Source organism: Vicinamibacteria bacterium, assembly GCA_035620555.1.
In the GTDB taxonomy this organism is placed as follows: Bacteria; Acidobacteriota; Vicinamibacteria; order Marinacidobacterales; family SMYC01; genus DASPGQ01.
Genome location: DASPGQ010000614.1, coordinates 1 through 17,062 on the forward strand (window position 1 = coordinate 1; position 17,062 = coordinate 17,062).

General features: G+C 63.2%; 12 protein-coding genes. 4 read left to right on the forward strand and 8 right to left on the reverse strand.

Features of this window, described 5'->3' with window-relative positions:
- Positions 1 to 311 (reverse strand): hypothetical protein (locus VEK15_25115; protein ID HXV64004.1); only part of this gene is annotated, 311 nt, incomplete at its 3' end.
- Between the two features lie 154 nt (positions 312 to 465).
- Here VEK15_25115 and VEK15_25120 point away from each other — a divergent pair.
- Both VEK15_25120 and VEK15_25125 read left to right on the forward strand, forming a co-directional pair.
- Positions 466 to 1,299 (forward strand): CoA ester lyase, encoded by an 834-nt coding sequence (locus VEK15_25120; protein ID HXV64005.1) that lies wholly within the window; start codon positions 466 to 468, stop codon positions 1,297 to 1,299.
- A 27-nt stretch (positions 1,300 to 1,326) separates the two neighbouring features.
- Complete coding sequence (locus VEK15_25125; protein ID HXV64006.1) at positions 1,327 to 1,893, forward strand: suppressor of fused domain protein; 567 nt, start codon at positions 1,327 to 1,329, stop codon at positions 1,891 to 1,893.
- A gap of 115 nt (positions 1,894 to 2,008) precedes the next feature.
- Here the strand turns inward: VEK15_25125 and VEK15_25130 are convergent, their stop codons facing one another.
- Complete coding sequence (locus VEK15_25130) at positions 2,009 to 4,240, reverse strand: DUF255 domain-containing protein (protein ID HXV64007.1); 2,232 nt, start codon at positions 4,238 to 4,240, stop codon at positions 2,009 to 2,011.
- A 97-nt stretch (positions 4,241 to 4,337) separates the two neighbouring features.
- Here VEK15_25130 and VEK15_25135 point away from each other — a divergent pair, with 97 nt between their 5' ends.
- Complete coding sequence (locus VEK15_25135) at positions 4,338 to 7,283, forward strand: amidohydrolase family protein (GenBank protein ID HXV64008.1); 2,946 nt, start codon at positions 4,338 to 4,340, stop codon at positions 7,281 to 7,283.
- Between the two features lie 9 nt (positions 7,284 to 7,292).
- Here VEK15_25135 and VEK15_25140 read toward each other — a convergent pair whose 3' ends face one another.
- Complete coding sequence (locus VEK15_25140) at positions 7,293 to 8,135, reverse strand: helical backbone metal receptor (protein ID HXV64009.1); 843 nt, start codon at positions 8,133 to 8,135, stop codon at positions 7,293 to 7,295.
- 252 nt (positions 8,136 to 8,387) lie between these two features.
- Here VEK15_25140 and VEK15_25145 point away from each other — a divergent pair, with 252 nt between their 5' ends.
- A complete protein-coding gene (locus tag VEK15_25145) occupies positions 8,388 to 8,672 on the forward strand; it encodes an HU family DNA-binding protein (protein ID HXV64010.1) in 285 nt (94 codons plus the stop codon).
- Positions 8,673 to 8,735: 63 nt separating this feature from the next.
- On the opposite strand, the gene VEK15_25150 is transcribed toward VEK15_25145, so the two are convergent.
- From VEK15_25150 to VEK15_25170, 5 genes are all read right to left on the reverse strand, one after another.
- The gene (locus tag VEK15_25150; GenBank protein ID HXV64011.1) at positions 8,736 to 10,469 is read right to left on the reverse strand and encodes a metallophosphoesterase; all 1,734 of its coding nucleotides are present in this window, start codon (positions 10,467 to 10,469) and stop codon (positions 8,736 to 8,738) included.
- Positions 10,470 to 10,498: 29 nt separating this feature from the next.
- On the reverse strand, positions 10,499 to 11,374 hold the full coding sequence (locus VEK15_25155) for a cyclic nucleotide-binding domain-containing protein (protein HXV64012.1): 876 nt from the start codon (positions 11,372 to 11,374) through the stop codon (positions 10,499 to 10,501).
- Positions 11,364 to 14,165 (reverse strand): Npt1/Npt2 family nucleotide transporter, encoded by a 2,802-nt coding sequence (locus VEK15_25160; protein HXV64013.1) that lies wholly within the window; start codon positions 14,163 to 14,165, stop codon positions 11,364 to 11,366. Before VEK15_25160 ends, VEK15_25155 begins: the two co-directional genes overlap by 11 nt.
- Before the next feature lie 104 nt (positions 14,166 to 14,269).
- A complete protein-coding gene (locus VEK15_25165; GenBank protein ID HXV64014.1) occupies positions 14,270 to 16,378 on the reverse strand; it encodes a hypothetical protein in 2,109 nt (702 codons plus the stop codon).
- Positions 16,379 to 16,440: 62 nt separating this feature from the next.
- Positions 16,441 to 17,062, reverse strand: a 622-nt coding sequence (locus tag VEK15_25170; GenBank protein ID HXV64015.1) for a hypothetical protein, incomplete at its 5' end; no start/stop codon positions are given.

Genomic DNA, 17,062 nt, shown 5'->3' on the forward strand with positions numbered 1-17,062 from the left:
CGACCCTCGACCGACACGAGCTCGGCGTCGCCAGCATCCTTCAGCTCGGTCCAGGCGCGTCTCAGATCGGCGATATCGATATCGCAATCGTGGATGTGGATTCGTTCTCGAGAAACGACCTCCGATGGAGCCGCTTCCAGCGCCAGCGCGACCACGGATAGCGGAAGGTTGACCTTGACTCGTGTGTCCGCCTCGGTGTCATCGTCCACCTCGACATGGATCCAGGGGGTTTGAGCCACAAGGGGGCTGGCGGTCATCGTCACGACGGCGACGGCCGCGACGGCAAGAGCTCGGCGAAAGGGCACGATCATCGGTTGATTCCTCCCATCCTATCTACATCCCAATACGGATAACTCGTGAGGCAAGTTCGAAGAAAATGGGTGGCGTTTCCGAGCGATTTGGCCCGAGGTTAGAGCGGGGCTACCGCCTCGGAATGAGCGTGTTACGATGCCGAAGGAAGATCGGATGGAACCGAGACGAAGATCGTTGCTCTATCTTCCCGGTTCCTCCCGGCCCATGATCGAGAAGGCCGGACAGCGCGGGGCGGATGTTCTCGTCCTGGACCTCGAGGACGGAGTGCACCCCGACCTCAAGGACGAGGCCCGGAAGATCGTGAGCGAGTGTTACCGGACTACTGACTGGGGCGGATCCGAAGTGTTCGTCCGCGCGAACGGGCCGGAGACCGCCTGGCATCACGCCGACATCGAGATGCTCTCGAAGTTGCGGCCCGAGGCGGCGATTCTCCCGAAATGCGAGGACTCCGAGCGAATTCAGAGCCTCGGCAGGATGCTTGGTGACGTCCCACTCCTGCTCATGGTGGAGACGGCGCGCGGGGTCATGGCTGCGCGCGAGCTGGCGAGCCTGCCCGGTGTGGTGGGGCTCGTCTTTGGCGCGGCCGATTACCGTGCGAGCCTAGGAGCCGGACGGCTTCCGGAAGAGATGGAGCTCTTCTATGCGCGGAGCCGAATCCTTCACGCGGCTCGCGCCGCCGGCGCGGAAGCCTTCGACACCCCCTGGTTCGAGTACAAGGATCTCGACGGGCTCGAGGAGAGCACCCGAAGGGTTCGTGAGATGGGATTCGACGGCAAGACCGCAATCCACCCCGCTCAAGTGCCGGTCATCCATCGGGTCTTTCAACCCACCCCCGATGAGATCGCCCGGGCCCGAGGCACCATCGAGGTGATGGAAAAGGCCCTGTCGCAAGGGAAGAACGTCGCAACGCTGGGGAACGAGATGGTGGAAGCCCTCCATCTTAAACAGGCGCTTCGCATCCTGGCGCGAGCTCGAGCCGAAGAGTGATGACAGGCGCGGTGGTCGTTCGTTTCCATGCGTGATCGGGCCGAGGCCCTCCTCGAGCACCTCGAAGAGCTCGCGAGCAGGAAAGGCCGTGTGCGGGTTCTTTCCGGCGAGGGAGTATCCCCGGTATTGTCCGTCGTGACGTGGACGGACTTGCCCGAGCCCGGCCACACGACGAGCTGCACGATCGGCTTGTCCTTCGTGGATTTCGCCGAGTGGACCGAGTCACGTCCGGAGCTGTTCATCTCCGTGGCCGCGAGCGATCCCGCCTGGGGGCTCGCGGTCGGCCGGACTGCGTTGAGATATCGGGGTGAGTATGGATTTTGCGTGGGGCAACCGGTCGAGTTCGGCGGGCCCATTTCGGAGGCGTCCGACATGACGGGGTTCCTGCCGTTCTGGCCCGTGACCTTGCCCGCCGATGTGGCACGGTTCACGCTGACCGATGGCTCGAGAGTGAGCCTCATCGAGATGATCCCCCTTTACCCGGGGGAGCTCGAGATGATTCGTCGGCAAGGGTTCGGGAGCTTCATGAAAGCGAATCCGGACATCTACGACGTTCGACGCCCCGATCTGTCGCGGCACCCGGGGGCTTTCTAGGCGAGCAACTTGGACCGTCCCCACAGACCGGCACCTATGTGCCGGTTTTAGCTCGCGACGTCTCCACGCCCAATACAACGCCGCCTGCACAGATGAGAAGATCGGTCGCGCGTGCCTATGGCAGCGTCACAACCTTCTCGACGGGCGCCAGGCACCGCGTGTCGTCGCAGGCCTGATACACGAGGGTCACGGAGGATGCGTCGGCACCGAGCTCGCCCGAAAGCGACACCGTTCCGTCGTAGACGGAGAGGGCCTCGTCCGAGAAGGAGAACGTCACCTCCTTGCCCGGCGGATACATGACCCCACGCACCTCGCCCTTCAACTCCGTCGCTATCAAGTAAGGAGACGAGGCGGGATTGGCGTTCACGTGCCAGCCGGGCTCGATTTCGAGCTCCAGGCGAAAGCGCCGCCAGCCCGACCGCGGCTCCTCGGGCTCGATGCGTGCACGAACCAGCCTGGTTGCCAGGGACTCCGGTCGTGCGCGATGGAGCCTTTCGACCGACAGGGCGAGGGTTTTGGCCGCGGCGGGATAGGTCTCGAGCTCGTTCGCGAAGGCGCGCACGGCCGCCTCGGCCCGCTCCCGATAGACGGCCTTACCCGTCAGTTCCGCGAGATCGAGCAGGGCTTCGACCGCGATCCCGTTCCCCGAGGGGATGGCGCCGTCGAGAGCGCTCTTCGATTGGACGAGCAGAAGCGGCTCCGGCGGAGACTGGTAGTAGCCACCCTTGGGATCTCGCAGGCGTGATTCCATTTCTTCGGCGAGCCCTTCGGCGGTCTCGAGCCACGCCGTCTCTCTCGTGGTCCGGTGGAGGCCGATGAGTCCCTTCATCAGGAAGGCGTAATCGTCGAGAAAAGCCGGGATCTTGGCGACGCCATCGCGCCACACGTGCAGCAGCTTTCCGTCAGGAGTCCGGAGCTCATCGACGACGAAACGAGCGGCACGCTTGGCAGCTTGCTCGTAGCGAGGCTCCTCGAGTAGAGACGCTCCCTTCGCCATGGCGGCGATCATCATGCCGTTCCAGTCCGTGAGAATCTTGTCGTCCACGAGCGGAAACTTCCGCTGCCGGCGGATGCCGCGCAGTTTCTCCAGAGCGGGCTCCATGCGCTCGAGGAGCCTCTCCCGCGAGATGCCGAGTCGTTCCGCGTGCTCCGGGAGAGGCGCCGTCAGATACACGGTGTGGAGATGGTCTTCGAAATTGGGCTCGGAGTCGAAGCCGAAAACCGGGCCTATCAGAGACAGCTCGTCGTCGGTGAGAGCCTCGTCGAGCTCCTCCTTGCCGAAAACGTAGTAGGCTCCTTCCTTCCCGTCGGTCTGGGCGTCGATGGCCGAGAGAAAACCCCCTTCCGCGCCCGTCATCTCCTCGAGGACGAAGTCGAGGGTGCCTCGGCCCAGTCGCTCGAGCTCCGGTTCCCCGGCGATCGCCGCGGCTTCCAGATAGATTTCGGCGAGGGCGGCATTGTCGTAGAGCATTTTCTCGAAGTGCGGGATGCGCCACTCGCGATCGGTGGCGTAGCGATGAAACCCGCCGGCAAGGTGGTCGTAGAGCGCCCCCCCACCCATCCGGTGGAGTGTTGTGAGCAGCATGTGGCTCGCGTGCTCGTTTCCCCGCTTCGCCTCGGACAGCAGAAGAAACAGGTCCGAGGGGGTAGGGAACTTCGGGGCGGGCGAGAACCCTCCCCACTCCTCGTCGAAACCGCTTGCGAGCCGCTCGTATCCTTTCTCGACGCTCGCGAAGTCCGGAAGGTCTGCCGAAGGCTCGTTCGCCGAGGAGATCATCTCTCGTATGGCCTCGGCAATGCGCTCGGCGGACTCCTCGATTCGACCGCGATCGCTGTCCCACATCTCCCGTATCCGCCGGAGCACGGTGGGAAAACCGACGACCTGTCCCCGGTCCTCGGGAGGGAAATAGGTCCCGGCAAAGAAAGGCTCGAGATCGGGGGTGAGAAAGACCGAATTGGGCCAACCACCTCGCCGAGTCATGAGCTGGGTCGCGGTCATGTAGATCTCGTCGAGGTCGGGCCGCTCCTCCCGATCCACCTTGATGCTCACGAACCCCTCGTTCATCTGGGCCGCGATCTCGGGATTCTCGAAAACGTCATCTTCCATTCGGTAGCACCAGTAGCAGGTGGAATAGCCCACCGAAAGGAAGATGGGTCGGTCGAGCTCCCTCGCCCGGGCAATGGCTTCTTCGCCCCACGGATACCAGTCCACCGGATTTCTCGCGTGCAGCAGCAAGTAGGGGCTGGACTCGTGGATCAGCCGGTTGGTGCCGGGAGGAGCGTCCTGAGTGCTCGAGCAGGCGACCGTCGAGACCGAGAACAGGAGCGCGATCGTCGATGACGGCATGACGCTCCCAAGTTAATGCTCCCGCGACTGCCGGTGCAAACGGCTTGTCGAAGGCGTCACGCTGTTGTAGCTTTGGCGCATCGAAGGAGGAATCGGAATGGGACGACGAGCGCTCGCGCTCGGCTTGCTCTCGAGCCTCTCGGGCTCCGTGAGTGGCGCCGAACGGATCGACCTCGTGCTCCGCGAGGGAACGAACCTTGCGGCGGCACGTGCTCCGGACGGAAGCTACGTGCTCGACCTCCAGGGTACACTCTGGCACTTGCCGCCCGGAGGAGGAGCCGCCAGCCCCCTGACCGATGGGCTGGGAGACGATCGACTTCCCGACGTGACGCCCGATGGAACGCGGATCGTCTACCAGTCCTACCGAAACGGCACATGGGATATCTGGGCGGTCGACTCCGATGGATCCAATGCGGTTGCTCTCACCGAGGGAAGCGCCGACGACCGTGAGCCCGCGGTGTCGCCTGATGGAAGCCGAATCGCCTTTTCCTCCGACCGGCTGGGCAGCTACGACGTCACCGTACTCGATCTGCAGTCGGGCGAAATCGTGCCGGTGACCGAAGGCCCGGACAACGATTACATGCCCTGCTGGTCCCCCGAGGGCGATCACATCGTCTTCGTATCCGAGAGAGAGCCGGCCGGTCTCTATCGCGTCGACCTAGGCGGCCCGAGCCCGGGCCAGCCGACGCTCGTCGCCTCGTTCGCCGGGCGCATCGCCTCTCCGTCCTACAGTCCCGATGGAAGTCGGATCGCGGTAAGGGTCCTGGAGGACCGGTCGAGCTCCCTCGTCATCGTCGCGGCTTCGGGAGGAAGTTCATCGAAGGTCGCTACGCCGCCCGACGTTTATCCCTTTCGCGCCGAATGGATCGACGAGAAGAACCTCGTTTTCACCGCGGCAGGGTCGCTGTGGCATCAGGCGGTCGACGACGCCGAGGCCACGCGAGTGGCCTTCGAGGCGAAGGTCACGCTCGATCGTCCGCCCTACCGGAGGCGCTCGGTCGAGTTCAGCGACGAAAGGGAGCAACGACGGGTGAAAGGGATCGTGCGTCCGGTGATATCTCCCGACGACTCGATGATCGCTTACGCCGCACTAGGCGACATCTGGATCGTGCCGACCGCGGGGGGACAATCCATTCCCATGACTCGGGACGAGCATCTCGACACCGACCCGCACTGGTCACCCGACGCCAGCCGGCTCGTGTTTTCTTCCGACCGCGCGGGAACGATGGACATCTGGACCCGGGACGTTGCCGAGGCCCCCGGCTCGGGCGAGAAAAGGATCACCTCGTCTCTGGGAGCGGAGCTTTCTCCCGCCTGGTCACCCGATGGAAAGAGCATCGCTTATCTGGACGATCGTTCCCGCCTCCACGTGGTTTCCGTTGACGGCTCGGACGATCGCATTCTGACCGAAAGCCGGCGCGGCGCCTCGATGCCGACCTGGTCCGCGGACAGCCTGCACGTCGCCATGGCGGTTCACGTGGCGGTATCGACGCGCTTTCGTGAAGGCATCAACCGCATTCTCGTCGTGGACACGCGCACCGGTGAGTCGCGTCTACTCGATCAGCCCGAGAGAAGCTTCGGCACGAGAGACGGCGACGGTCCCGTTTGGAAGCCGGACGGGACGGCGATGGCGATGGCGATGGACGGCGCGCTCTGGGTCCTGCCGGTCTCGCTCGACGGGACGCCTCGGGAGAGTCCGCGTCAGATCGGCGGTGAGGCGGTCGACTTCCCCAGCTGGTCGAAAGACGGCGAGCGCGTCGTCTACGTCAGTCCTCGTGGAATCAGCGAGCTCTCCGTGGCCTCGGGCACCGTTCGCGATCTGGAGTTGGGTCAAGTCTACGAGGAAGTCCCCGCGGGCGGCCGATTCGTCGTCCGCGACGTGCGCGTCGTCGATGGGACGGGAGGTCCGGCTCGCGAGCGCATGGACGTCGTGGTGCAAGGAAACCGGATCGAGAGCGTCGAGCCTACCGGCGCCTTCGTCGACCCGGACGTTCGGGTGGTGGACGGCTCGGGAAAGACGCTGGTCCCCGGACTCATCGACATGCACACGCACCTGAGTCTTCCGGCATGGGGAGCGCGCCAGGGCAGGATATGGCTCGCCCACGGGGTCACGTCGATTCGAACTCCCGCCGACGCGCCCTATCGCGTTCTCGAAGAGCGGGAATCCATCAGCGCCGGACGCCGGATCGGCCCCCGGATCTTCTACACCGGTGGCACGATGGATGGAGATCGAATCTACTATACCGGTGCGCTCGCGGTTGAAGATCCCGAGGAGCTCGAACAGGAGATGGCGCGGGCGCGTGAGCTCGACTACGATCTCATCAAGACTTACGTACGTCTTCCCGACGAGCTCCAGCAAAACGTGGTGCGCGCTGCGCACGCTCAGGGTGTTTTCGTTACCTCCCATGAGGTCTATCCTGCGGTGGCGTTCGGTATCGATGGAATCGAGCACATTCGTGGCACCTCGAGACGCGGCTTCTCACCAAAGGTCTCCGATCTCGGCCGGAGCTACGACGATGTCATCGAGCTGATCGCTCGCTCGAAGGTCTACTTCACACCCACGGTGCTGATCCACGGGGGTTGGGCTCTCGCAAGGAGCCGCGAGCCCGAGCTTCTCGAGGACCGCCGGATTCAGCTCTATCCCCCTTTCTTTCAGGAGAATCTTCGAAACGCCGAGCCGAGGGATGTCCCCGCCGAGGCAATCGAGCCCTACTTCGAGACGGTGTCGGCGATCGCCGAGCGTGGGGGCAACGTCCTCGCGGGAACGGACTCGCCCATCGTTCCCTATGGGCTGTCGCTCCTCGTCGAGATCGAGCAGCTCTCGGAGGCCGGGCTCGGGCCGCTCGGCGCGATTCGTAGCGCCACGCTGCTCGCCGCGCAGGCTCTCGGAGCCGCCGTCGATCTCGGTACCATCGAGCCCGGCAAGATCGCCGATCTCGTCCTGGTCGACGGCGATCCCAGCGCGAACATCCGCGATCTCAGAAACACCGAGGCGGTGGCGATCGGCGGGCGGCTCTTGACCGTCGAACAGCTCTTGCGGTAGACGCGGCTTCTATCGATTCTTCGGCGCTTGCCCGCCACTCGTAATCAGCTCCGAGATCGATGCGGCGAGCTTGGCTGCGTAAGGCAGCCCCTCGACGAGGCGAGCGCCATGCCACGACAGCAGTTGTCCATCGACCACGAGTATCCGGTCCCGGAATCGGTCGGGATCCTGGAATTGCGAGAGTAGCTCGGTTCCGTGCTCCTCGGTGAAAGGGAAGGGCTCGGTGCTGAGGAGGATGACGTCAGCCGACGAGGATTCCAGCTCCTCGATCGTCATCTCGGGGTAGCGTCCTCTCGATGGAGCGGCGTTGACCCCTCCGGCTTCCGAGAGGAGGGCGTCTACGAACGTGTCGCGACCCACGGCCATGTAGGGCCGCTTCCAGATCAAGTAGATGTAACGAAACGGCTCGGCCCGAAGGGTCGGGCGTCGTCGCTCGATTTCCGAAGCCAGCTCCTCGGCAGCTCGATCGCGTCCGAGAAGTCTGCCGAGATTCCTCACGTCTCGAATGGCGGCCGGCACGTCGCGGGGATAGAAGACGAACACCGGTACGTTCTCGCGAAGGGCCAGCACGTCTTCTCTCCGGTTCTCCTCCTGGTTCGCCAGCACCAGGTCGGGCCCGAGAGACAGGATGAGCTCGAGGTTCGGACTCTTGGTGCCGCCGATTACGGGCAGAAGATCCCGGGCTCGTTTCGGATGCACGCAGAACCTGGTGATGCCCTCGAGCCGATCATCGCCTCCGATGACGAAGACGGTCTCCGTCGTTGAGGGAACCAGACTGATGACGCGCCGAGGGGGACCTTCGAGCCGGTGCCGCCATCCAGTTGCATCGACGAGGTCGACCACGGGGGGCATCGGCTCATTTTAGGCGGTTTTTCGGGGGTTTTGGCGGTTCGGGGCTTGCGTAACGGTGCCGTCGCGACTAGAATGTTCTCCGTTTGGTATTCGGTCGATACACGATTCAACTTAGGAACCCAGGAAGCGACGCGAGCTGACTCGGGTCGTCTGGTCGATGTTTTGTGGTCCCGGATCCTTCCTTGGTGAATGGATCCATGTTATGCAACTGTTCAGGAAGATAGGAGACTTAAAGGGATGTCCGTTAAACCCATGACCAAAACCCAAATCGTGGCCCACTTCGCGGAGACGATGCAGGTCCAGAAGAAGCAGAGCGCGCAGTTTTTCGAGGCGCTGTCCGACCTCGCCATCAAGGAGACCAAGCGGTCAGGTCAGTTCGTGATCCCTGGCGTCGGGAAGCTCGTGAGGTCGGTGCGTAACGCGCGCAAGGGACGGAATCCTCAGACTGGCGAAGAGATTCAGATTCCGAAAAAGACGGTGGTCAAGTTCCGGGTTGCCAAGGCTTGCAAGGACGCCGTCGTTCCCCCCAAGAAGTAGCTGCATTCCCACAGCGCCATGCCAGGAGGGCTCTGCAACCAGAGTTCTCCTGGCGCGTGGGCGTCACCGCAATAGAGGCACCTCGTCCATCTTTTTTATCTCATCCCGAGCTTCCGTCCGGGTAGGCTCGGCCTCGATCGCGTTCTCGAACTCGTGTCGCGCGCGAGTCTTGTCGTCCAGCCCGAGAAAAGCAAGGCCCCTCAAGTAGTGGAGCTCGTAGCCGAAGCCACCGTCGCTGGAGAGGTCCCCGAGCGACTCGAGCGCCCGGTCGAACTCCTCCCTGGCCAGATGCACGCGCGCCCGAGTGAGAAGAAAGCTGACGTTGCCGGGCGATCGTTCGAGGGTGTCCACGATGGTCTTCTCCGCGAGATCCAGCTCGATTCCCTTGTCGGCGCAAAACCGTGCCAGCAGGTTCCCCAGGCTGGCGTTTTCCGGTGAAGCCCTGACCAGCTCGCTGAGCCCCTTGACGTAAGCCTCATATTGTTCGCGGGCGAGACCCGTCTCGCCGATCGTCTCGTAGTAGCTGCCGAGGAAATCACGATAGCGGAACGGCACCCATTCGGGTCGCTCGAACAGAGTCATCAGGATCCGAGCCGCCTCTTCCCTACGATTCTCTTCCTGCAAGACGTCGACGATCTTGAGTTGAACGTCGACGTTGTGAGGGTCGACTTCGGAGACGGCGCGAATATAGGCCCCGAAATTGGTCTCGTCCATCGTGTCGGGGATATCGACCGTTCCCTCGTCGTGAATGGCGCGGAGCTGGTTCCCCACGACCTCGAGCGCCACCCGGTGGCCGCCGTGATAGAGCTCGAGCATTCCGGTGTCGATGCTGACGTGCTTCCCATCGAAACGCGACTCGATGACCCCTGTAGTGAGAGTGTGTCCGACCACGAGCCTTTTCGCCTCGAGGTGGCCGAGCACGGTGTCCACCTTGGCCCGTTGGGCCTGCTGGGCGGCGCGCGTCAGGGGAGTGTGTGCGAGGCCCCGGTATTGCAGAGGTGATTCGGCATCGAATGTGAGACCGTCTTCGAGAGGCAGCTCACCGGCAAGCTCCCGGGGAACACGCTGGTTCACTTCTTCGATGCCAATGACGGCGAACTTCTCGTTCCAGTCTCCATGGGAAAAAACGATCCCGTTGATCTTGACCGCAACCTTGTGGGAGAGAATCCACTTGCCGTAGCGGCCACTCTTGTCGAATGCCTGACGGTGCTCGACGTATCCCAGGGGATACCGCTCCTCGAAGCTCCTACGTTCGTCCCCCTTGTCTGGCGGATCCTCACCTTTGTTCTTTGCCTCGCGCCGGACCGCTTCGTAGTAGCGCTCGAAGGTTTGATCGCGAATCTCTCTCGAATCTCGGTCGGCAAAGGCGGCGAACTCCTCGTCGGAGACGAGGTCCAGGATTCCCACGATGTTCATCGCCTCGTGGTTCCCGATGAGCGCATGGACGTATCCGCCGGCATCCTTCGCCTGGTCCTCTAGCTTCATGAGAAGGTCCATCGCTTTTCGGGAAAAAGGGCCACGGTCGACGACGTCGCCGTTTTGTACGAGATGCGTGTCACCACCGATCCAACGCTGCTTTTCGTCCACCAGGCCGGCGTTTTGCAGCACCGCGACGAAGTTGTCGTAGGCGCCGTGGACGTCGCCCACCGCCACGATACGGCGGATCCCGTCCCACTCCCATTGCGCGTCGTCGGCTCCGGAGGACAGAACTGACCACGACACACACAGGACGACATAAACGAGTACTCTGCTCGTGATGCGCCAGCCCGACCGAGCGGTGGCATGCCTATCATCCACGAGAATTCCGCACCTTCGACCGGCGTCGATCACGGTTCGTCCTGCCATCTGAAGACCGCGTCGAAAACACCCTGCAGCAAATCGATGCGGTCACTCAACAAATCGAACAGCGGCTCTCGGTCGATCCACAGAGCTTGCCCGGCTCCGGAGACTCTGGCGGTTGCCTTCCATTCGGTCCCGGAAAGCGTCTCATGGATACCGATTGCCGCACCCGGCAGGCCGCGAGATGTGCTTCCATCTTCGTTCTCGAGGCTCAGCTCTCCCGCGAGGGGCAGGACGATGAAGGGAGATTCTCCCACCGAGAATACGGTTGATCCGAGGGTCAGGGGCGCTTCCCGAGTGATGCCGGCGAGCTCGTAGAGCTCCTCTCCAGTCGCGCGAACCAGGATGGGCAACGTCTGCAAGTACATCACTTTTTCGACTGTGGTGAGCGGTCGGTCTTTCATCTCATAGTGGAAGGCTCGCGAAGACGCGGTACTCCCGTCGGACGCCGAATCGAGAAGCATGCGAAAAACGCCTTGAGCGAGCTCGATGTTTGCGGACAGCAGCTCGCGAAAGTCCTCCGCCGGCATCACCAGCGCGACCGATGCCAGCTCGGTCGTCGCCGTGTCCCGAAGCGTCGTTCCCGTCAGCACCTCCTGGAAACCGAGCATCGCCGGGGGCGTGAGGATCCGTTCCTCGCCGTCGGTGGCGACGGCCCGGAGTCGACCTTGCACCAGGACCTGGATGTACTCCGCTCTGGACCCGCGCTCCTGCACTACCACGTTCTCATCGTAGCGCACCTGGCGAGCGATCATGGAGATTCGAAAAAGCTCGTCTACCGAGGAGAGGCCGAACAGCGGAATCTGCCGTAATTGCCGGGCGACGTCGACGGCGGGGACGGGCGACAGCAGCTCAAACCGCATGGGCTGGTACTTCTTTCTGCCGGTAAGCGGCCAGCGCGTGAGAGGCCGCTTCGAAGACCGCGAAGTCCTTCGCGTCGCGAAACTTCAGGACTTGCTCGAGGTCCTCGACGAGCGACCACAGCTTCCTATCGCGCACGATATCGATCGCGGTGGCGGCGATGACGACGTCATCGTCATAGACGAGCCGCGATAACGACTCGAGCGGTCCCCGGATGCGCGTTTTCAAGAACACGTTGCCTTTACGAACTCTTTCCTCGTTGGGAACATCGTCGATGATCGGCAAGAGCCGCTTGCGGACCGCCCCCGCGAGCATATTGTCGAGAAACTCGATGGCGCTCGTTCGCGCCTTCGCGTCTCCCCGTTCGATGGCGATACGCGCCGCGTGGATATCGCGCCACTCGTGGATCAACCCGAGGAGGCGAAAGATGCGGTCGAGCTGCCGGTCCAGCTTTTCCACCAGGGCCCGGTCGAGAAGACTGTCTCGAGGCAAGTCGCCGTGCTCGAACAGCTCGAATCGAGCGCCGAGGTAGCGATAGTACCGCGTCGACTCTTTCAGCAGCAGCTTTTCGATGGGCTCTCGCGGTATCTGCAGATCGGGCCGGCGTTTCCTGGTCGTCTCCAGGGCGACGATCGCCTTGTATCTCAGGAACCCATCGTCGCTCGAGAGACAATCCACGAGCGCTTCGACCGACGCGTTCGACGGAATGCGGGCCAGGGTCGTGGGAATGTGCCTTCTCACCCAGGTGTCCTCCTCCTCGTCGAGGAGGAAGTAGCGGAGAGTGGGCACCACGGCTTCCCCGTAACTGACGAGCGCTGCGCGCGCGGCGTTCTTCGCCCGCGGGTTGCGCAGTAGAGAGACGAGGGAGGGTACGAAGAGGAGGTCCGAATCCCCCAGCTGTCGGGCGCTTCGGATCGCTTCCAACGCCACTTCCGGGTCGGAATCGTCCATCAATCCGACCAAGAGTCGTCGGAAGCGAGGATCGGTCGTGCGCGAGATGGCGCGGGCCGCCTCCCGTCGCGAGGCCGCCATCGCGTCCCGATCGTCGAGCGCTAGCCGCAAAAATACGGACTCGGCCACGTCGCGGTCCTTCGGGTCGTCGCTCTGGGCCAGGGCCAGGGCAGCGGTCGCCGCCAGTCGAGGATCGGCGGCGTTCAGGTAGGGTTTAACGAGCTCCTTCACTTCGCCGCCTCGCACGAGGGCGAGCACCTCGACCACGGCGGCACGGATGTCGGGATCCTCGTCGGCCAGCCCTCGTTCCAGCGCCGGCAGCCAACGTTCCACGAGATGGGGCGATGCGTTCCTCACCGCCTCGACCGCTCTTGCCCGGACGACGGGAGAGTCGTGGCGGAGCAAGAGGGGCGAGATCAGGTTCCGCTTGTCGAGCGCCTCGAGCAGCTCGATGGAGCGAATCACACGCTGCTCGTCGAGGCTGCCGAGCTCTTCCACGAGTGTTTCCACCGTCACCGCGTCTCCCGCTTCTCGGGTGAGTCGTTCGGGCTCGAGCTGCATCGTTTCGATGCTGCGCCGGAAGACGGCCATGTACTCTCGCTTCGCCCGACGGGTGAGAACGAGCCACATGCCGCAATAGATCAGGCTGAGCACGCTCAATTGCCACCACACGAGGTTGAATAGCTTGATCGCGATGAGCAGGATGACCGAGCCGATTCCCTTGCCGATGAAGCGGTCGGCCACCACGTCGACGAAGCTCTTGGCCTTGAGCTTCAACTCCGTGGGGAGGGGAAGAAACAGCGTTTCCCTCGTGGTCTTGTCGAGCGAGTACCGCAGAGCGCTGTCCGATACCCGCGCGACGCTCGAAGCCCAGAGAGCCTTGTTCATCAGGATCACGAGCGCCGTCACTCCCAGGCTGACGGGCAGAACGGCGAGAGCGAAACCGATTCCGAGCAGGCTGTAGACCCTGGAGGTGAGATAGACCTGGATGAAGAAACCGATGAGCGAGATGTAGAGAGTGATCTCCGCGAGAAAACCCGTGATTCGATCCTTGCCGGTGACCTCGGCTTCGGCCGCCATAAGAAGCTGAACGTCCAGGGTCGCCGCGCCGAGAGCCGAAAAGCCGATGACCAGGGCGATGAGCTGCAGGTGCCGGGAGCTCCTCAGCATCGCCAGGGCTTGGCCCCCACCCAGGCTCTCGGTTTTGACCTCGAACCGGCCTTCTCCCTCGAGCTTGGTCCGCCGCTGGATCTCGACGATGATGAAGAAGCAGGCCACGAGCACTCCGGCGCTGAACAGAATGAGGGTCTCGGTTCCTACTCGCTCGACGAGAAGCCTGGTCAGGCCGGAGCCGGTAATGCCACCGAGACTGGCGCCGCCGCCGATGAATCCGAACACCCGCTTGGCCTGACGGGCGTCGTAGATGTCGTTTGCCAGCGTCCAAAACTGGCTGATTAGGAAGATGCCGAGCAGGAGCCGGCCGAAGAAAAAGAACGCCGCCGAGACCCAGGCCTGGCCGGTCTGAAAGAGGAACCAGAACGCGATCAGCATCGAGACGACGAGGACCTGCGTCCCAGGGAGCACCCAGAGCTTGGGTACTTTGCCGACCCCGCGGCTGTAATAGCTCATGATGAAGCCCATGGTGAGGCCGGCTATGAGGTAGACCCAGGGCGTGTTGTCCGCCCCGAAATCATCGATGAACTTGGACGCGGCCGAGGGCTTGATGTTGTTGTATGCCGTCATCGCCAGGAAGGAGTAGACGAACATGAGCAGGCCCGTCGTCGCTTCGCCCTCCCGGAACGTCACGATCGGCGACAGCCATCTTCGCAGAATGGAGTCCATGGAATGTCTCTCGGCGCCAATGTTATGACATGCCGAATGGGTGCTGCCAGTGCCGTTGTCCCGTCGGGACGGCCATCGCCTTGTGCGGCGGGAAGGAAGCGAAGCTATTGCGCGGGAAGGATGACCGTCACCTCGTTGCCTCGCTCGGACGATCCGACGCTCCATTCGCCATGGAAGCGCTGAACCACGCTGTCGACGAAGGACAGCGGCCAGGCGATGCCTAAATGCTCGAGGGTACGAGCGATCTGGCCTGGTTCGCGCAGGCTCCTTACCGAGGCGGCGTTGTCGGCGACGAGGATGTAGGCTTGGTCTCCCTCGAATCGAGCGGAGAGCCGAATGCGCCCTCCTCCGTAGCCCTCGAGCTCCTGCTCCGACCTCTCGACGAGTGCGGTGAGGACGGAGCGGAGCAGAAAAGCGTCCGCCCTGACTCTTGCGGAAGATGGAGGCTCCACTGTCTCGAGGGTCACGTCGTTTCGCGAGAGGCTTCCCTCGGTGCAGGCCCGCACGCTTTCGAACACGGGCCCGAGCGGGATGAGCTCGCTCTTCGAAGGCTGTCCTCCCTTGAATGCCAGCGCGGCCTCGCGATATTGCTGCGCTCCGGAGACGTCCGTGCGCAGCTCCCGCACGACCGAGGCAGCGGATTCGGGCAAGGGCGACGAGCTCAGCTTTTCGAGAGTCGTCGAGAGCCGATGGAGAGCCGGCCCGATGGAAAAGAGCGCCAGCTCGGAGACTTTCCCGACCAGGGCCGATTCCTCGAGCCGCTCGACGCGACCGCGGGCGATGCGGCTGGCGACGAGCTCCAGCACCAAGGCGAGGCCGGATCCGATCCGTTCCAAATGGGACGAGCTGCCGGCGGGAAGAGGTGCCGAGGAGGGCGACAGGTAGAAGCAGGCGAAACCTAGAGTCTGTACGGGATTACGGATGGGAATGACGATGACCGAAGCGACGCTTCCCTCGCTGCGGTACAAGACCTGCTCGAGCGGCCCGCCATCTCCCTGGGCGTGAACGATGGGCCCCTTGCTCTCGAGCAGACTCTCGGCCAGAGGCCGACCCGCCGAGTCCAGGATGGAGAAGAGCGGCTCGCGTCGAAGGCCATGAAGAATCGCGGGGACGAGCTTCGTCCCTCGCGCGAGCGAAAGAGAATGGCTGGTCGCCGAAAACCCCTCGGCAATTCGCATCAGAAGGCTTTTCAACACGTCGTCGGGCGACGCCCCCCCGGCGAGGGACTGCGCGGCCTCGAACGGCTGACCGATATCGAGGAGGAGCCGTTGCGCCGAATCCCGCTGATCGCGCATTTCTTCGAGCGCGCTCGTTAGCTCGACCGCCGCCTGCGCATAGCTGTCGACCAGCGCCTCGGCGGCTAGAGGGTTGCTCGCCGATGTTGCCGCCGAAGGCGTACCCCCCTCGACCAGTCGCGCCACCGGGACTTTGACCGCGACGCGATTCGGTTGCTGCGACCCTCGGTTGAAACCGAGCCCCGCCCCCGCCGAAGGTGACGTTCCCATCCGCTCGACGAAGACCGGAAAGGTGTCGCTTTCCGAAGACGGCGTCCAGGCAAACATCATTCTCATCGAGTCCGCGAGCCAGTCGTCGATCGAGCGCCCGTTCCTTACACCGGCTCCGAGCTTGAATCGCTCGGAGATGTCGTCCATCGTCGATCGGAGCGCGGCGGCAAAGGTCTCGAGCACACCGCTCTCACGAATCGCCACTGCGGGGAAGCTTCTGGTCTTTCGTGCGTTCAGCGTCCTCTCCATCGCTTCGAGCGGCGTGACGTCGGGAAGGTCCTGCTTGTTGTACTGAAACGTCATCGGAATGGTTGCGGGGTCGAGGCCGTGATCGAGCAGGTACTGGTTCATCTCCCGCAGGCTCTGAAGCGTGTCCTCCCACCGGTCGGTCGCCGAATTGGCTACGAAGACAATCGCGTCCGCGCCGTTCAGCAGGAGCTTTCTGCTCGCGGCATACATCCGTTGACCCGGCACCGCAATCACCTGAAAGCGGAGATCGTAGCCGCGAAACGACGGCGTCTTCACCGGAAGGAGGTCCAGAAGGATTGTCCGGTCCTGCGTCGACGTCACCGAGACCATCTCGCTTCGTCGGGCCGGATCGGCCCGGCGATGTAGAACGACGAGGTTCGTCGTCTTCCCGCCGGCCGCCGGACCGTAGTAGACGATCTTGACCCGGACGACCCGTTCCCGGTGGCTAATCTCGACCAAGACGCCTCGTTCGCAGGGGGTTTCTCAAGTAGAGTAACAACCAGTATAACCCACCCGATCGGTCAGGGCGTGATGATGAGATCGCCCGGCGGCTCTCCGAGTCCGTTCGGAAGCTCCGGAGCGGGCGCCTTGGCCAGGCTCTTCCCCAGCAATCGTTCCACGACGTCGAAGTAGCGCTCGCCCCTGCTTCCATGGGAGACGTGATGGGCGAGCGCGTGCAGCATCGCCCCGAGTATGGCGAGGACGTCTTCGTCACCCACCGGCGGCGCCCCTGGGATCTCGTTTCGCGAAGCGATGAGATGCAGCAGCCAATCGGCGTGGGCTTGCAAATGTGGCGAGCTCACCGAATGGTGGTAAACGATTCCTTTCGTCTGGGTCTCGATAGTCTTCTTGACGGTCTCCACGACATCGCGGAGAGACGAGTCGTCGAGACCCGCAATCCCTCGCGATGCCCCCGGTCCCGGCGAGACCGAACGAAGGACCACGTGGTGCAGAAAGAAGAGAAACTCGGCCTGGGGCGTCTCGAGAGCGAGGAAGTGCGCCAGAAACCGGGCGTCCTCCTTGCGCCGGGTCTCCGAGATCCATTTGGAGTCGTGGGAGCCGTGCAGATAGGGACAATCCGGAGGGCAATTGATCTCGACGCGTCGTTTCGTGCCGCAGCAGCGCGAGCAAATCAGCTCGCCG

Excerpts from the sequence above, each read along its gene's own strand:
- VEK15_25120 (HXV64005.1), top strand. The coding sequence starts at position 466 with ATGGAACCGAGACGAAGATCGTTGCTCTATCTTCCCGGTTCCTCCCGG.
- VEK15_25125 (HXV64006.1), top strand. The coding sequence starts at position 1,327 with ATGCGTGATCGGGCCGAGGCCCTCCTCGAGCACCTCGAAGAGCTCGCG.
- VEK15_25130 (HXV64007.1), bottom strand. The coding sequence starts at position 4,240 with ATGCCGTCATCGACGATCGCGCTCCTGTTCTCGGTCTCGACGGTCGCC.
- VEK15_25135 (HXV64008.1), top strand. The coding sequence starts at position 4,338 with ATGGGACGACGAGCGCTCGCGCTCGGCTTGCTCTCGAGCCTCTCGGGC.
- VEK15_25140 (HXV64009.1), bottom strand. The coding sequence starts at position 8,135 with ATGCCCCCCGTGGTCGACCTCGTCGATGCAACTGGATGGCGGCACCGG.
- VEK15_25145 (HXV64010.1), top strand. The coding sequence starts at position 8,388 with ATGACCAAAACCCAAATCGTGGCCCACTTCGCGGAGACGATGCAGGTC.
- VEK15_25155 (HXV64012.1), bottom strand. The coding sequence starts at position 11,374 with ATGCGGTTTGAGCTGCTGTCGCCCGTCCCCGCCGTCGACGTCGCCCGG.
- VEK15_25160 (HXV64013.1), bottom strand. The coding sequence starts at position 14,165 with ATGGACTCCATTCTGCGAAGATGGCTGTCGCCGATCGTGACGTTCCGG.